Source organism: Oceanobacillus aidingensis (assembly GCF_042654105.1).
Lineage (GTDB): Bacteria > Bacillota > Bacilli > Bacillales > Amphibacillaceae > Oceanobacillus > Oceanobacillus oncorhynchi.
The window spans coordinates 13433-29837 of sequence record NZ_JBHSFT010000047.1 but is presented as its reverse complement, the minus strand read 5'-3'; the positions used below and the strand labels follow the sequence as shown (position 1 = coordinate 29837).

Below are 16405 nucleotides of genomic sequence, written 5' to 3'. Positions count from 1 at the left end.
TGTCATTATCTGGAGCAGATAGATGCAGCAATTTGCTCTCCATGGAAACGTCCATTTTCAATAAATACTTTGTTATTATCATATCCTGCAGCTACTACGCCGGCAATATATAAATTTTTCACATTTGTTTCCATCGTGTTCTCATCATGAACAGGCTTGCCATTCTCCAGATTAATCTCCACACCAGCTTGCTTTAACAAGCTATAATCCGGACGATAGCCTGTCATAGCAAAGACAAAGTCATTCTCGATCGTTACTTCCTGCCCCTCTTTTTCATAAGTTAAATGCGTATCGGTTATTTCTGTTACAGATGCGCCGAAAACCATATCCACTTTCCCATTTCTGGCAAGTGATTCAAACTCTGGCAAAATCCATGGCTTAATACTTTCCGAATAGATATCTCCACGATAAATGACGGTGACATCTGCCCCGGCTTTATGCAGTTCCAGCGTTGCATCTACAGAAGAGTTTTTACCGCCGATAACAGCAACTTTTTGATTAAAAAATTCATGTGCCTCTTTAAAATAATGGGTTACTTTAGGCAATGATTCTCCTGGGACATCTAAGTAGTTAGGCTGGTTATAATATCCAGTAGCCATAATTACTTTTTCCGCACGATATTCATTCTCACTTCCATTATTTTTAACAGTTTTTAAGCAAAAATGCTCTTCATCTTTTTCAATAGACACTAATGTTTCAAACGCATTTATACGCAGTTCATTTCGTTCGGCAACTTCCCGATAATAGACCATTGCCTGATTGCGCACCGGCTTTTTATTTTCAGAGATAAATGGGACACCGCCAATTTCTAAACGGTCACTTGAGCTAAAAAACGTTTGGTGTGTCGGGAAGTTGCTGATTGTCTGAACAACATTTCCTTTTTCAATTAATAAAGGGTTTTCGCCTTTTTGCTGAAGCTCTAAAGCACACGCCATTCCGCATGGTCCAGCTCCAATAATAATAATTTTTTCGTCTAGCATTTCTTATCCTTCCTTCATCCATCACTTAGAAAAACGATTCATCCGCTATTAATCAGAGAACCAATCGCTGATTTATTCTATATTATCACGTAAAAATTTTTCATTTACTATCGTACAACGAAGCAGACTGCATCGCAATACAAAAGCTTTTCTTCTACACAAATAAAAAACTCTTATCATGGAAGAGTTTTTTATTTATTTCCTTATGAATTAAACCCAACCTCTAAAACGGGAAGCTTCAGCCATTTTCCTTACACCTATCATATAAGCTGCCAGCCGCATATCAATTTTTCTTGTTTTTGCCATATGATATATATTGTTAAAAGAATTAATCATGATTTCATGTAATTGTCTGTCGATTTCTTCCTCTGTCCAGTAAAAGCCCTGGTTGTTCTGTACCCATTCAAAGTAGGATACTGTAACTCCCCCGGCTGATGCCAGAACATCCGGAACGATAAGGACATCCCTGTCGGTAAGGATCTTCGTTGCTTCCATTGTCGTCGGGCCATTGGCTGCTTCTACAATAATTGAGGCTTTAATATTATGTGCATTATCTCTTGTAATTTGGTTTTGTACCGCTGCCGGAACAATAATATCACAGTCCAGCTCAAATAATTCTTTGTTTGTAATCGTTTTATCAAATAGTTTAGTTACGGTTCCAAAACTGTCACGGCGATCCAGCAGATAATCAATATCTAAACCATTCGGGTCATGTAATGCCCCATAAGCATCTGAGATTGCGACAACTTTTGCTCCGGCATCATGCAGAAATTTTGATAGAAAGCTTCCTGCGTTCCCAAATCCCTGAATAACGACCCGGGCTCCCTTGATATCGATGCCTTTCTTTTTCGCCGCTTCATTTAAAGCAATCGTTACTCCTTTAGCTGTTGCCGATTCTCTGCCGTGAGACCCGCCGAGAACAATTGGTTTTCCGGTAATAAAACCAGGATTATTCAATTTATCGATTTTACTATATTCATCCATCATCCATGCCATGATTTGTGAATTTGTAAATACATCTGGAGCCGGAATATCTTTTGTCGGACCGACAATCTGACTTACCGCCCGAACATACCCGCGGCTTAAAGCTTCCAGTTCTCTAAAAGACATTTCCCTCGGGTCACAAATGATACCGCCTTTTGCTCCGCCATAAGGCAAATCTACAATCCCGGCTTTTAAACTCATCCATATCGAAAGTGCTTTCACTTCTGTTTCCGTAACATCCGGATGGAAACGAATGCCGCCTTTTGTCGGACCAATCGCATCATTATGCTGGGCTCTATAACCGGTAAAGACTTTCACCTTACCATCGTCCATACGGACTGGAATACGAACAGTAAGCATACGCAAAGGTTCTTTTAATAAATCAAAAACTTCTTCAGGGTAACCAAGTTTATTTAATGCGGTTTCCACAATAGATAACGTTGAATTTAACACATCCGTATTTTCTTGTTTTTTAGCTTGGGAAGCATCTCCTGCTTTATCGCCTGCCATTAATATTTACCCCCTACCATTATATCAATGTTTTACTCACTCATGGTTTAGTATACACTTTCATACAAAATATGCAATGAAAGAGGTGACCGGCTGGATGAGAAGTTTTTAATCAAACAATGGGCTTTCTGCTTCCCCATTTGTCCATCCTTTTAGGAAGCAAAATAATGATTGATTTTAGCTATTGCGTCGCTTTCAAAAATAATCTTGCCGTATTCCTGTAAACGATGGGAAGTTAAGATACTTGGATGAGCAAATTCTGACATCAGTCCTATAATATTTTCCTTATGCCGGGCTGTTTGCACATAAGGATCCAGCATCATAAAATAACGGTTCTCCATAAAATACACATTCGATTCTTTGATATGCATATTCGGTAAATAACCGGCCACAGCAATTACATCTTCAAAGTCATCAAATGAAAATATAAGCTCTTTGCTTTCATCAAGTGTCACTTTCATTTCAATATATTCATCATCTATTTCAATATCGGCATCGTCGTATTGATGGGTAACAAAAATATGCATTCCCTGAGCTTGCATGAGATGCACCTGTACAAGTAACATTCCTTCAAACTCCATTCCCAGTTCACTGCTTGCTTCGTACATCATATCACTAAACAGCGTACGAACATTAGATGCATCATGCCACAAGTCCTCACGGGTAAATCCTCTTTCTATTAGATCATCGAACGTGAGAAAAATTTTAAACTGGTCTGTTGAAATTCGTTCGATCCGCATACTGCATCCCCCTTATCTTCTTCACTTTTGCAACAAGTATTTATATTAATATATGCACTATTTTCAAATGATGAACATAACCTGCTTGTATCGTTTTGAAAATGGGTTATAAATGAGCATAGCGTTTATTTATTATATAAACCTGTTTATCACAGAGATAAGCAAAAACTTCTGGTGAATGAAGTTTCATTATATATATTCTTCCTATGCTTGTACATTTATTATAACATTTTATGTGATTATTGAATGATATGATGCTTGTCTTAATTTAAGTAAACCAAAGAAAGACACCGGCAAGTGCCAGAAGAACCACAACCATGAAAATAAAACGCAGTAATGGAAGATTCAGTTTCCAGCGCATTTTATGGTTGCCTTTATGTACTTCATTTCTTGGAGGAAGATTCAATATATCTATTTCAACAGATGCCTGTTCCAATTGTTCTTCCTCATCTGAGCCTGCTTGTCTGGTTTCTTCCGGTTTATGTTCTGTTATATCTTGAATAGCTTGTCTTAATGCTTCTGCCTGATCATTTTGTTTGGAACTCAATGCCATCACCTCATTTGTTTAACCGTATAACTAAACCAAGTAGAAAGTCAATAAAAAAATGCATGACAATAGGTACAATTAAATTAGCTGTATGTTCATAAACCCAGCCGATATAAAAACTTAAGGCTAATACAGCGGAAAATAGAACAGGCTTCTTAATATATCGTATGTGAACAGCAGCAAAAAGAATACTTGCAAATACATACCCAAAAGTTGTCTGGACAACACCTCTAAATAGAAGTTCCTCGCAAATGGCCACCGTCAGCGTGAATATAAAAATAAAACCAATCGGCTGATTTTTAAATATAAGCTCATTGATTCCGCCATCATCCCACCACTTTTTTGGCATTGTATACACGATAGCAATTTCAATTAAAACAATTATAACAGCAGATAAAAAACCAAAGATGAAAATTTCTTTTGTATCCCATTTGAAAAGGTGCATCCAATCGAAAAAGGAATCAAAAAGGAAAAAACTCATAATTATCGCTATCAGGAATAATAAACCTTGTGAAAAAAATAATTGAATCCTTCGCTCTTTGACGGACATTTGCTTTAACAGGTCATATTGTTTCATCTTATACCTCTTCCAAATGTAAAATTCGCTGAAGTTTTTTACGCCAGTTCACAGGATAAGAGGCTTCTGCAGTTTTGAAAGACGATGAAGGCATCCACTTACTCCAATCAAATCCGCAATTGCTGCAGCATTGATCAGACGGCTTCTCAAATCCATTTTGAAAAGGATGGTAAAGTGTTTTCCGCAAACAATTCTTTGTCTGGATCCATTGATACAATTCATTGAGCTTCTTGTTTTTATATAATTGTCTTTTCTCCAGATAGTTCATGACACTAACTCTAACCTGCTTCCACTTCTCTTCATCTATCAACCATTCATTATCGCGAAGGAGCCCATGCTTTTGGAGCTGTCTTTGAATAAAACGTGCTGCTCCTTCGTTGATATCCAAAAGCATATGCAGCTGTTCTGGAGACGGTAAATCCATATGCTGACGCTGAAGGGCAACAATCGTCGAAACCAGATGGTCTATATTCTCTATCGCCGGCAGTTCATTTTTCACCATGTTCGCCGACAGACGAAAATCACCTTTCTGATAAAGAATCATACCGACACTGGATTTCCCATCTCTCCCAGCTCTGCCTACCTCTTGAATATATGACTCTATCTGAAGTGGAAGATGGTAGTGGATGACCAGCCGTATATCCGGTTTATTAATTCCCATTCCAAATGCGCTTGTACAGCAGATGATATTAATATGATTGCTCATAAATTGCTGTTGGACCCGCAGGCGCTCTGCTGCTTCCATTCCTCCGTGATAATAGGCAATATTTCGTTCCGGATGCTTGGCGGCCAGAGACAAAGCAACCTCCTCTGCAGCCTGTCTGCTTGTAAAATAGATTAATGTGGGAACAGCATACGATGCAATAATTTCTGTAATGCGCTCTAATTTTTCTTGATCATTTTCTGCTTCCTCTACACAAAAAGCAATATTTTTCCGATCCATTGGATAGATATGCTTTTTCATATCTGGTTTATGCAGGCTCTGGATAATGTCTCTTTGCACGTCTGGAGTTGCTGTAGCACTCAGCGCTAATACCCGCGGATGATTTAATGCTGCTATTGCTTCATGCAGCCGCTGATAATCTGGCCGAAACTCGTGTCCCCATTGTGAGATACAATGCGCTTCATCGACGACAAACAATTTAACAGGCAGCTGTTTCAAATAATTTAAATGTGCACTTTTTTGCAGCCACTCCGGCGAAACATAGATAAGCCGGTAAGCATCTAAATTTTTTAATATTCTCTGCTGTTTTTGAAAAGGTAAAAAACTGTTTAAAGCAATTACTTCTTTAAAGGAAGCCGCTTTTAATTCCTTTACTTGGTCGACCATTAAAGAAATAAGCGGTGATACAACAAGGGTGATGCCATCTAACAGCTTTGCAGGCAGCTGATAGCAGATAGATTTACCAGAGCCGGTGGGCAATACGCCGAGGACATCCTCTCCACGCAGGACATCAGAAATGATTTCTTTCTGTCCCTGACGAAAGAAATCATAATTAAAATGTTGATGTAATGCTTCTTCTAAGTGAATGATTCTCACCCCCTATTTATTATATAAGACCAGTGCCAAGCGAATTTGGAAGTAGCTGATATCCGGATGAACATTATTTTTAATTTCTTTTAAACGATAGGTTTGCTTTTTATGTACAACTTCTTTAATTTCTTCGTAAATCGTTGAATCTAAGTAATCAAAAAAAGGAAACGCTTCTTCATGCATGGCAATCTCCACAAAATGATCCAGTATCGTATTTGCTTTTAACCGGCGAATTTGAATGATTTCCTCAAAAGTATGCTGTTTTTTCAATAACCGGCGTGTAAATTGTGCTGTTTGGCTTAAAGGTGTATCCGCAGTACCCAAGTCTTTAGCGAAAAGCTTAAGCATTGAATATTCTTCGCCATGCTCCTGTACGTATAATAAATGATAAAACACCTTCTGCAAGGTTAAATAACAATCTGGAATAGACTGCTGATAATCCTGGGAAAGCTGCTGCAAACTGCTTCCATAGGAAGAAAAACTCGTCAGACGGTCAACAAACATCGAGGCTTCTAAATCAGACACCATCGATAAGGCATGTTCTAATTCCTTATACAGCTGCTGAAGCAATACCATGGAACGATGCTTATATTGTTTATAAAAGCCTTTTACAAATTGTTCGATTTCGTGATTATCTGTAATAGGAATGAATCGATATTCGTTCTTAGCAATGTTTGTAAAGGTCTGAATGAAAAGCAGAAACCGCTGCTTGAAGGACTCAATCATGTTTTTGTAAGTCGAACCATAAAATCCAGCAAGCGTTGTTTTATTGGCTGTAAGCCACTCCTGTCCTTTTTTTGTTAATTGCAGCCTCTGCTCGTCATCCGCCAGCAAATAATTCCTCTCCAGTAATTGTTGCAGTTGTTGATAATAGTCCGTTTTCGTTAAATCAGGATAAATGCCGTAGTAGTCAGCAATATGATAAAATCTGGCATCCTGTATAGTCTGAATGGCTTTTTTCCCGATTAAAAGATTGTAAACACTGGAGGTTGTACGCTCTTGATTTATTTTTTGGAAACATTCAATAAGAATCCCTTGAAAAAGCATCCTGACACCACCATTCATACAAAAGCATTCTCTTAAAAAGTTATAATACAGACTCTTTCATCCAATTGATTAATAAACCCTCTTGATACAAATCTCCAGGATAATCCATTTTCTCTATCCTGTCATTTTCATAAAGGTATTGTAATAATTCATTCATTGCACCCATATATTCCTGATACAGAAATTCATAACTGATGGTTTCCTTAGGCATGATATTATCCGCACAGACTTTGGGATTCGTATAATTCACATAGGTTCGGCACGGCAGCGGGCGTACTTCATAGACCATACAAGCATTCGTTTTCAAGTTCAAAAATGGGCATGGGAGCTGCTCTTTTTTGTATTTGTATTTTGCATCTGGATCAGAAATGATATCGATGCCACTTAGCTGCTCTACTTTTTCTTCATAAACTTGATAATAATCGCTAAGATGATTTTCAATAAAATGCTTTCGATCTGCAGGCATTTTAGAAATAGCATCTTTGATCAGCATAGCTTCCATCTTATTTGTAATAATTGGAAAGTAGCAGCAAAAAGCACAGCCCATCTGACATGTTGGCATAAGATCAGCTGTCGATTCCATATCACTGATTTCTTCACTTACCGCCTGAAGCAGCTGAGCGAATGCTTGAGCAATTTTATCATCCGCTGACACATCTTCTTTAACCAGGATGCCATCGACGATTTCATCAAATCGTTCCTGGTTTATTTCATATTTTGCATTTATCTCCTCGCATTTGAGCAGAATTTCTTCATAGGTTAAAAATATAGACATTTGTTTGACTCCTGTTTTTATATCATAAAAATTCATTTGATTTCATAGAAAAGTATATCACGAATGGATGGATGTTTATATATGCAGGATGATAAATGATATTTCTTTCAAGCGGATTTTCACCTCTGCTGAATGAGACTACTTTAACTAAGTTTGTCAGATTAATGCCACCGTTGGCGAAAACAATACGCTTTCCATGTTTTCCCCAGCCAGATAGTTTCACTTACATTCTTTCTTGATATTGGAGCCTTGCAGTCAGCTGCACTTCGATAAAATGCGTGTCTGGAAAGGATAAGAAAAAAGCGTATGTTTTCATTGCTTTAATAGCAATGGGCTTTTTCTACTCCTTCACTAATTTACTTCAAACTTCCATTTTCTTCGCAATAGCCAGCTTAGCGACATGTATTTTCTTTATTATTGTTCTATCTGTCTGGTACAGGAAAAGAAATAAACAATAAAACGACCGAAAAGGCTGCCGTTTAGCAGTTTTTCGATCGTTTACCGGTTAATCCTTTATTCGAAATCTATTTTTGGCATATCTTTGAAATAATGCATGAAGCAATGGATATAAAAGAGTGATAAACACTGCATTACCAATTGCATGTGCTGTGTCAAAAGGAAGTCCTGCCAAATAATATGGCCAAAAATATCCTGTTACCTGATACGTGGTTAAAGAAATAATAAATCCGTAAAAATAACCGCTGACCACAGAAAAAATAATTATAAAAATAAATGGTACTCTTTTCCAAGTGATTCCCATGATACCTGCGATTATGCCAATGACACACCATGAAATAATTTGCCAGACAGTCCAGATTCCCATTCCAAGCAGCATATTAGAAAGAAATACTACTAATATTCCTAATATAACAGCTGACATTGGTCCAAGGAAAATACCTGTTAAAATAATAATTGCGGTAACAGGCTGAACATTAGGGATAAATTGAAACGCATATCTGCCTACAACAGCCAGTGTTGCAAGGAGTGCAAGTAATGTCAGCTTGTATGTGTTCATTTCTTATTCCATCGATTGTAAATCAAAGATAATTTCTTCGCCGCCATTCAATTCATATTCTCCAGCGCCGACTTCTGCAGCTTCACCATCTACAAAATACATCCAATATTTTCCTTCATCTGCATCATCTGATACACGTTCAATAGAAGTAATAAAGCCGCTGTCTTCCTCTACATAGAAAGTATCCTTCATCACATCCAAAAGAATATCTCCTTCTTCTACTTGTACGACCTCTTCTGATACATTCTCGTTTCCTTCATCAATCGTTATCGTTATACGTACTTCATCTTCGGCAAGTTCCTGAGCTTCTCCGCTTGACTCATTGGTGCTTACCGAAGTATTAGAGCTTTCATTTTCTTCAGCTCCCTCATCATTACCACATGCCGCAAGAAAAACGAAGGATAACAGCATAATACTTAAAAACTTCAGCCACTTATTCATTTCTTATCTCCCCCCTATAGCCAGCTCCATCTTATTCGTAAAGAAAGTCTGACCGGCTGTGAACCTATATCAGTACCCTGTCCGCTGCCGTTTCTTTATTTTAATATATAGAGCTGGAGAAAGAGAAGGCATGCCAACTGAGGCGACCTTCCCGTCTCTCAATAGATATTTAAATATACCGTTATATTATCATATCTTTCCTTTTTTAGGAATGTTTCATAGGTATTTCAAAACTAAAAGTTGTGCCAATATCCAGTCTGCTTCTCACTTGAATTTTCCCTTGGTGGGCTTCAATAATATTTTTGGCAATAGAAAGTCCCAGGCCAGTTCCCTGTTTCTCTTTCTTTACTCTTGATTTATCCGCTTTATAAAAACGTTCAAAAACAAATGGCAGATCCTCCTCCGGAATGCCGCTGCCGTTGTCTTCTACCTCCACATGAAGGAAATCGGAATTACTAAGCGCATGTACTTCTACCTTTCCGCCTTTTTCCGAATGACGAATGGCATTATCAATTAAATTGGTCAATACTTGTTCGATACGATCCGCGTCCATCTCCCCGATTTGTTCATGCATATCTAACGTTAAGGTGAGCTCCACTTCGTTATCCTGGGCGATACCTTGAAATTTATGAACAATACGCTCTACAAAGGCCTGAACAGCAACAGAATCAACATGGAGCTGGATTTGCCCTGCTTCCATCCGTGCTAAATCAAGTAATTCATTAACTAGTCTGCCCATCCGGAGCGATTCCTCATAAATAATTTTAGCCAGCTCATTCTTGTCTTCTTTTGTTTCGGCAATATCATCAACGATGGCTTCACTATACCCTTGAAGCATGGAAATAGGCGTACGTAATTCATGTGACACATTTGCGATAAAGTCCTTGCGCAATTTATCAAGGCGGCGCTCTTCTGTCATATCACGGATAACAGCAACACAGCCGCGGACATGAGATTCATCATATAAAGGAGTGACGAGCATCACATAGTTCCTTCCTTGTAGAACAGACTCCTTTAAAACCGCTCTTTCTTCAGCTATCACTTCATTAAGCGCATCCTTGAGTTTTGTCGGAAGCTGTCTCTCTTTATGTTCTCCCTGTTTATGCTCATAATTCCAATTATCTAAATACGCTTCCGCAGGCGGGTTGATGACAACAATTTCACCATCTCTGTTCAATGTAAAGACACCATCGGCCATGGAGCTTACAATACTTGATAATTGCTCTTTCTCCTGCCTCAAAGCTTGAATATGATAATTAAGCTGGCTTCCCATCCGGTTAAATTCAATCGCTAGATCACCGATCTCGTCCCGTGTCAGCACAGGTACTTTCGTGTTGAACTCCCCGCGGGTCAAATTATAAGCTGCCTCCCGCATTTTAATTAATGGTGCTGTAACCCGGGATGATAAGAATACGGCAAAAAAAGTTGTTAAGAGAATAGCAATTCCGCCGCTCAATAAAATCAGCTTGGTTGTCTGATCTCTTGTTTCGTTAATCATATCCAATGATTTAAATACAAATACTGCCCCGCCGTCCTCTAGAGGAGAGCCTACCGAAATAACCTCATTTTCGTCCACGACTAATCCTTGTGAACTCTGTGATGCCACCTGGCTGGTCAAGTTTTGTGCTTCTGCATCGTTTATTATCCACGATTCATTAATAAAATCCAAATCCGTATCCTCAGTGCCCGAAATCCACTGTTCCTCATCAGCATAATAAATGACAACACGGCTGGAAGGATCTCTCAGCATTTCTGTTGCATCCTCAATAAATTCCGTATCATAATCTGAATCTACCAACGAAGAAATTTTCTCAGACATTTGTGACATATCATTTTCAGCTTCTTGTATATGATAATTTTCAAAGAACTGCATTAAAAAAAACATCAATACACATAACACAAAGGATACTAATAATAAAATCGTTAATGATAATTTTCCGACAACGCTTTTCCAAAACATCAGTCTTGTTCAACCTCAAATTTATAGCCGATTCCCCACACTGTCACAATCATCTTCGCAGCTTCGGAAGAAACAGAATTTAGTTTTTCGCGTAGACGCTTCACATGTGTATCGACTGTACGAAGATCGCCGAAGAACTCATATTGCCATACTTCTTTTAATAATTGCTCCCGATTAAATACTTTATCCGGAGAGTTTGCCAGAAAACAAAGCAGCTCATATTCCTTTGGTGTTAAGCTGACTTCCTGATTATCTGCTGTAACCCGGTGTCCATCATGGTCAATAGTCAAGTGTGGAAACACTAATAGATTTTTGGCAGTCGTATCGGATTGCTGATAATTCAAGTTAGAAACTCTGCGCAGAATCGCTTTCACCCGTAATACTGCTTCTCTCGGGCTGAACGGCTTCACAATATAATCATCTGCACCTACTTCAAATCCCTGCACACGATTCGATTCTTCTCCGCGAGCTGTCAGCATAATAACTGGTGTATCCTTTTCTTTTTTCAGCTCCTCACATACTTGGATGCCATCCATTTCCGGCATCATAATATCTAAAATAATAGCGCTGTAATTATTTTGCAGAGCCATTTCCAAGGCAGTCTTCCCATCTGCCGCTTCATCTATTTCAAAGTCCTCTTTTTCTAAGTACATTTTTATTAAACGTCGAATTCTTTCTTCATCATCTACCACTAATAATTTCTGTGCTTCACTCATTTATATTTCACTCCTCATATCAACTCTAATTAGCATTATAAACGAACCCGTTTGAAAAGTTAAGGAATTAAGAGCATTCCTCTCTGTTATGACGCCTATTAAATTTATGTCCATAGAAAAAAGAATTGCTACCAGCTCTGTGATAACAATTCTCTTTTCTATCGCACACCCTTCCTGCATCCTTCTGCAACTTACATTATGCGTAAGAGTGCAGACTGGCAAGGACCAGGTTTACGACAATCAGATTGAACATAATAATGGCAAAACCAACAACCGCAAGCCAGCCTGATTTTTCCCCATGCCAGCCTCTGGATAGCCGCAAATGCAGGAATGCTGCATAAAAAAGCCAGGTAATTAATGCCCATACTTCTTTTGGATCCCAGCCCCAGAACCTTCCCCAGGCAATCTGGGCCCAAATCGCCGCGAATATCAAACCGCCTAAAGTAAAGACAGGGAAACCGATTGCCACTGAACGATACATAATTTCATCCAGCATATCCGGTTTGACCCCTTTCAGAAGAGGCTGCAGTCTTTTCCCGATTCGTTTGCGGGAAATTAAAAAGGCAATTCCATAAATAATACTTCCTCCAAAGAATGACCAAATCACCGTATTAAATTTTCTGCCTGCATCATCACCATGCATCCAGCCAGGCACTTCAAACCACGGACTCATAACATTTTCCGATAATAACGTGCTGTCCTGAGGGGCTGCAATAGGCGGAAGATGATATTCCGCAACGGTTTGCTGTCCGTTCCCTTCCACTTCAAAGGTTGCTTGATACGAAACAGCATTAAATATGCTTGTCATGACAATAAATCCAACAAATAAAAAGATACCATAAATAACTAGTTCCAGCATGGTATTACGCAGTGTTGCTCTGGTTTGGTCAATCTGCCGAATTAAATACATTAATCCGGCAACAAAGCTGATAAATAAAATGCCCTGTGCCAAAGATACTGTCGAAACATGAATTGGGAGCCAATAACTTTGTAAAGACGCTACCAATGGCGCCACATCTGACGAGAACATACTTGCATATGCAATAATAATCGTAGCCAAAGGTAAAGCAAATACCCCTAAAAACGCTGTTTTATAGTAGATGTAAATAATAATAAATGCTAAAATCATCGACATCCCTAAAAAGGTTGTAAACTCAAAAAGGTTACTCACCGGCGCATGACCAGTCATCACCCATCTTGCTATAAAGTATACGAGCTGCGAAGCGAAACCAATTATTGTAATAACTAAACCGATAGTCCCTGCTTTTGTTTTCTGATGACGCTCGTTTTTATTTTGACGAATTGCTCCTCCAAAAAAGAAGGTGGCAACCAAATATAAAAGAAAAGCAATAAGCAGGGCGGTACTGCTAACACTGTATATACCCATTCATTTACCTCCAATCCTTTCTCAACCATTTCATTTTTACTCATCTAACTCCTGCTGGTCTTTCACCATAGTGACATTCGTACCTTCTACTGCTTTTTCAATATCACGTTTGAGTCCGAACCAGTTTTTGTTTGTATGAGCTGCGAGAAGCAGTGTATTGTCCTTTTGTTTATTAATCCAAATACGCCGGTGCTGCCAGTACATTCCCTGAATAACCCCAATCATAAAGATCATAGCACCAATTAAAAAGAAAGGAAGCGTCCGATCGGAACTAACTGTAATACCGCTGACATCCCTGAATTCCACACCGTCAATTGCTACTTTGTATTGGTTCTCTCCTGTAGCATCTACATTCATGCCAATTCCAAGAAAGCTGACCTCTCCTTCTTCTGAATCAGGAGGATACACAGTCACTACAAATGCCGGATTTCTGGGATAGTCTGTTTCTGAAGCCGGTGTTCCTTCTTCCGTCATAATATAATCTGGATAATAATTCGTTAACTCTACCTGGAAACCGCTGTCTAATTCATACACCCGGTCTGGATTAGTTAAGTCAATCGTGAAAGAGCCTAGAGATTCTTGCGTTTCATCATCTTCTTCATGAATATAAAAAGTCATATTTTCAAATTCATTTAACTGATAACCTTGTTGATATAAGGTGTATCCATCAAATTTTGCCGGATTATTCATTTGGATTGAGTAATCAAGAATTGGCTCCAGCTCCGGTTCAGCACCAACGATATCCGCATTCGTTGCTTCATAAATAACAACATCGGTCTGGAAATTCGTTGCAATTTCATCATCAACAGATCCCTCTTGAAAACCGTCTTCTCCTTCTCCATTGTGTGTTTCCACAATAAAGTCTTTATTCTCTATGTAATACTGGTTATCTGTGCCGGGAATAACTCTCTGCTCCCCTTCACGAAGCCACATATAATCTTCAGAGAACATGATAGGTGTCGTACGCAAAATAGCTGCAATTAATACAATAATTAAACCAATATGATTTACGTAAGGACCCCATCTTGAAAACCGGCCTTTCTCAGCTAATATATGGCCATCTTTTTCTGTTATTTTATATCTGGAATTCTTTAAACTCTTTACCAGCTTGTCTACATCCGCATCAGCTGCATTAGCTGATTCACTGTATAATCGCTGTCTGGATAAAAACTTCTTGTGTTTTTTAGGCTTCTGATGTTTTAATGCCCGGTATAGCGGAACAAAACGGTCTAAGCTGGCTATGACCAGCGAAATACCTATTAACGCGATTAAAGTGATAAACCACCAAGAACTGTACATATGATGGAATCCTAACTGATAATACATCAACCCTAAAATACCATACGTTTCTTCATAAAAAATGGCAGGGTCTCTTGATACAGCATCCTGCGGGATAAATTGTTCCTGCGGATAAATCGTACCCATAATCGAGGCAATTAACGCTAAAACAATCAGCCATACCCCTACTTTTACAGAAGAGAAAAAACTCCAAATCTTATCAATGATTGATTTCTGATATGTTTGTGAACGGCGGGCACTGCCATCATATCGCATATTCAACAGTTTTTTATCATCATTTCCGTCGATATGCTGATTTCCCTCTACCGGTTTTCCGCACGCTTCACATAATACGGTACCTTCAGGATTCATGTGGCCGCATTCACATTTTATTTTATTCATTGTCTGCCCCCATTCTCATGGATTATCATGATGCATCCGGTGTGATTGCGTCTAAATGCCCCTCTAATCTTTCTAATGTCAAAGCTCCTTGGACAACCTCATTTATCGTACCATCCGGATTAATGAAGAAGGTTGTCGGCATCGGCCTGATTCGATACAAGTCTCTGACATCCGAATTTGTATCATGCGGAATAGCGAAAGTCAACCCATAATCTTCAATAAAATTATCAATAACTAATTCGGTTCCATCTAGACTGACTGCTACAATTTCAACGCCTTTTTCCTTGTATTTCGGATATAATTCCTGCATATACGGCATTTCGTCTTTACACGGTCCGCACCATGTTGCCCAAAAGTTTAGCATAACCCCTTTGCCTTCGAAATCGCTGAGCTGTGTAACATCTTCATCAACTGCGTCATTTACTTGAGTCAATTGAAAATCAGGAGCAGCGTCGCCTGCACGGTATATCTCATCCTCGTCCTTTGAATTTGAAAATAGTGCAAATATGACTGCGCCAACCAACACAACTAATATAGAAGAACGAAAAATGAAGCGATTTCGTTTCTTTTTTTGTTTTTGAATATCTCTTTCTTCCCTGCTCATAGTTTTCCGTCCCCCTTTCCCAACTCATTATAACATTGACTAAAGCGTTTAAATTTGAATATTATCTTACAATTTTGTGGACATATTCCGAAGCTGATTGACTTCTTTCGGCGTGAGTGCTCTATATTCACCGGCATTTAATCCGTGCAGTGTCAAAAAGCTATATTGCTCACGCTTCAGTTTCATTACTGGAAAGTCAATCGCTTCCAGCATTCTTCGCACCTGTCTGTTTTTGCCCTCATGCAGCGTCAATTCAATAATGGAAGTTTTCTTTTCTTTGTCATTGGAAAGCATATGAACATCGACGGCTTTTAATTTCTCTCCATCAGATACAACACCCTTCCGTAATTTTAACAATTCCTTTTTATGAGGAATACCTTTGATTTTTGCTACATACACTTTATTAATCTCTTTACTTGGGTGCATCAGCTGATTAGCGAATTCCCCATCATTCGTTAACAGTAATATTCCTGATGTATCATAGTCCAGCCGGCCAACCGGAAAAATGCGTTCTTCGACTTCCGGAAGAAAATCGGTAACTACTTTTCTATTTTTATCATCTTTCACGCTGGAGATGACCCCTCTAGGCTTATACAGCAAATAATATACAAATTCCTCTTTTTCTAGCGGAACCCCATCTACCTCTACTTTATCCTGGGAGGTTACCTTTACCCCCATCTCTGTAACGATTTGATCATTTACTTTTACTTTTCCATCAAGAATCAATTGCTCAGCCTTTCTTCTGGATGTCACTCCGCTTTGAGCAATAACCTTTTGTAATCTTTCTTCATGCTTTGACATATAAATCTCCTATCTTTTTCTTTTATTTTCCCCAAAATGGATAACATACTGTAACTGATATCCGAGCTCCAATCCATGTATCGCTTTCTTATATTATACTATTTTCA

At 38.7% G+C, this 16405-nt stretch carries 16 protein-coding genes; all 16 read right to left on the bottom strand.

Annotation, left to right across the window (positions count from 1 at the left end):
- Nucleotides 1–5: 5 nt before the first annotated feature.
- The 16 genes from ACFO3P_RS17915 to ACFO3P_RS17840 all read right to left on the bottom strand — a co-directional run bounded on the left by ACFO3P_RS17915 (nucleotide 6) and on the right by ACFO3P_RS17840 (nucleotide 16298).
- Nucleotides 6–980: a YpdA family putative bacillithiol disulfide reductase gene (locus tag ACFO3P_RS17915; RefSeq protein WP_042534188.1), complete on the bottom strand. Its 975-nt coding sequence runs from the start codon at nucleotides 978–980 to the stop codon at nucleotides 6–8.
- A 210-nt stretch (nucleotides 981–1190) separates the two neighbouring features.
- A complete protein-coding gene (locus ACFO3P_RS17910; protein WP_193062189.1) occupies nucleotides 1191–2474 on the bottom strand; it encodes a Glu/Leu/Phe/Val family dehydrogenase in 1284 nt (427 codons plus the stop codon).
- A 152-nt stretch (nucleotides 2475–2626) separates the two neighbouring features.
- Nucleotides 2627–3214, bottom strand: a complete 588-nt coding sequence (locus tag ACFO3P_RS17905; RefSeq protein WP_042534191.1) for a genetic competence negative regulator — start codon at nucleotides 3212–3214, stop codon at nucleotides 2627–2629.
- A 268-nt stretch (nucleotides 3215–3482) separates the two neighbouring features.
- A complete protein-coding gene (locus ACFO3P_RS17900) occupies nucleotides 3483–3761 on the bottom strand; it encodes a hypothetical protein (RefSeq protein WP_042534193.1) in 279 nt (92 codons plus the stop codon).
- A gap of 10 nt (nucleotides 3762–3771) precedes the next feature.
- Nucleotides 3772–4338 carry a CPBP family intramembrane glutamic endopeptidase gene (locus ACFO3P_RS17895; RefSeq protein WP_193062190.1) on the bottom strand — a complete coding sequence of 189 codons (567 nt, stop codon included), beginning with the start codon at nucleotides 4336–4338 and terminating at the stop codon, nucleotides 3772–3774.
- A 1-nt stretch (nucleotide 4339) separates the two neighbouring features.
- Nucleotides 4340–5878: a RecQ family ATP-dependent DNA helicase gene (locus ACFO3P_RS17890; RefSeq protein WP_193062191.1), complete on the bottom strand. Its 1539-nt coding sequence runs from the start codon at nucleotides 5876–5878 to the stop codon at nucleotides 4340–4342.
- A 3-nt stretch (nucleotides 5879–5881) separates the two neighbouring features.
- Entirely contained in the window at nucleotides 5882–6919 is a 1038-nt protein-coding gene (locus tag ACFO3P_RS17885) for a YpbB family protein (RefSeq protein WP_193062192.1), read from the bottom strand.
- A 40-nt stretch (nucleotides 6920–6959) separates the two neighbouring features.
- Complete coding sequence (locus tag ACFO3P_RS17880; protein WP_042534197.1) at nucleotides 6960–7694, bottom strand: YkgJ family cysteine cluster protein; 735 nt, start codon at nucleotides 7692–7694, stop codon at nucleotides 6960–6962.
- 505 nt (nucleotides 7695–8199) lie between these two features.
- The gene (locus ACFO3P_RS17875) at nucleotides 8200–8709 is read right to left on the bottom strand and encodes an ECF transporter S component (protein ID WP_042534201.1); all 510 of its coding nucleotides are present in this window, start codon (nucleotides 8707–8709) and stop codon (nucleotides 8200–8202) included.
- A 3-nt stretch (nucleotides 8710–8712) separates the two neighbouring features.
- The gene (locus ACFO3P_RS17870; protein WP_042534203.1) at nucleotides 8713–9150 is read right to left on the bottom strand and encodes a DUF4430 domain-containing protein; all 438 of its coding nucleotides are present in this window, start codon (nucleotides 9148–9150) and stop codon (nucleotides 8713–8715) included.
- 205 nt (nucleotides 9151–9355) lie between these two features.
- Entirely contained in the window at nucleotides 9356–11110 is a 1755-nt protein-coding gene (locus ACFO3P_RS17865; RefSeq protein ID WP_042534205.1) for an ATP-binding protein, read from the bottom strand.
- Entirely contained in the window at nucleotides 11110–11826 is a 717-nt protein-coding gene (locus tag ACFO3P_RS17860) for a response regulator transcription factor (RefSeq protein WP_042534207.1), read from the bottom strand. Before ACFO3P_RS17860 ends, ACFO3P_RS17865 begins: the two co-directional genes overlap by 1 nt.
- A 196-nt stretch (nucleotides 11827–12022) precedes the next feature.
- The gene (gene ccsB / locus ACFO3P_RS17855) at nucleotides 12023–13213 is read right to left on the bottom strand and encodes a c-type cytochrome biogenesis protein CcsB (RefSeq protein WP_042534211.1); all 1191 of its coding nucleotides are present in this window, start codon (nucleotides 13211–13213) and stop codon (nucleotides 12023–12025) included.
- A gap of 36 nt (nucleotides 13214–13249) precedes the next feature.
- A complete protein-coding gene (gene resB, locus ACFO3P_RS17850; RefSeq protein WP_042534213.1) occupies nucleotides 13250–14893 on the bottom strand; it encodes a cytochrome c biogenesis protein ResB in 1644 nt (547 codons plus the stop codon).
- Nucleotides 14894–14918: 25 nt separating this feature from the next.
- On the bottom strand, nucleotides 14919–15497 hold the full coding sequence (gene resA / locus ACFO3P_RS17845) for a thiol-disulfide oxidoreductase ResA (protein ID WP_042534215.1): 579 nt from the start codon (nucleotides 15495–15497) through the stop codon (nucleotides 14919–14921).
- A gap of 66 nt (nucleotides 15498–15563) precedes the next feature.
- On the bottom strand, nucleotides 15564–16298 hold the full coding sequence (locus tag ACFO3P_RS17840; protein ID WP_042534217.1) for a pseudouridine synthase: 735 nt from the start codon (nucleotides 16296–16298) through the stop codon (nucleotides 15564–15566).
- Between the last annotated feature and the right edge of the window lie 107 nt (nucleotides 16299–16405).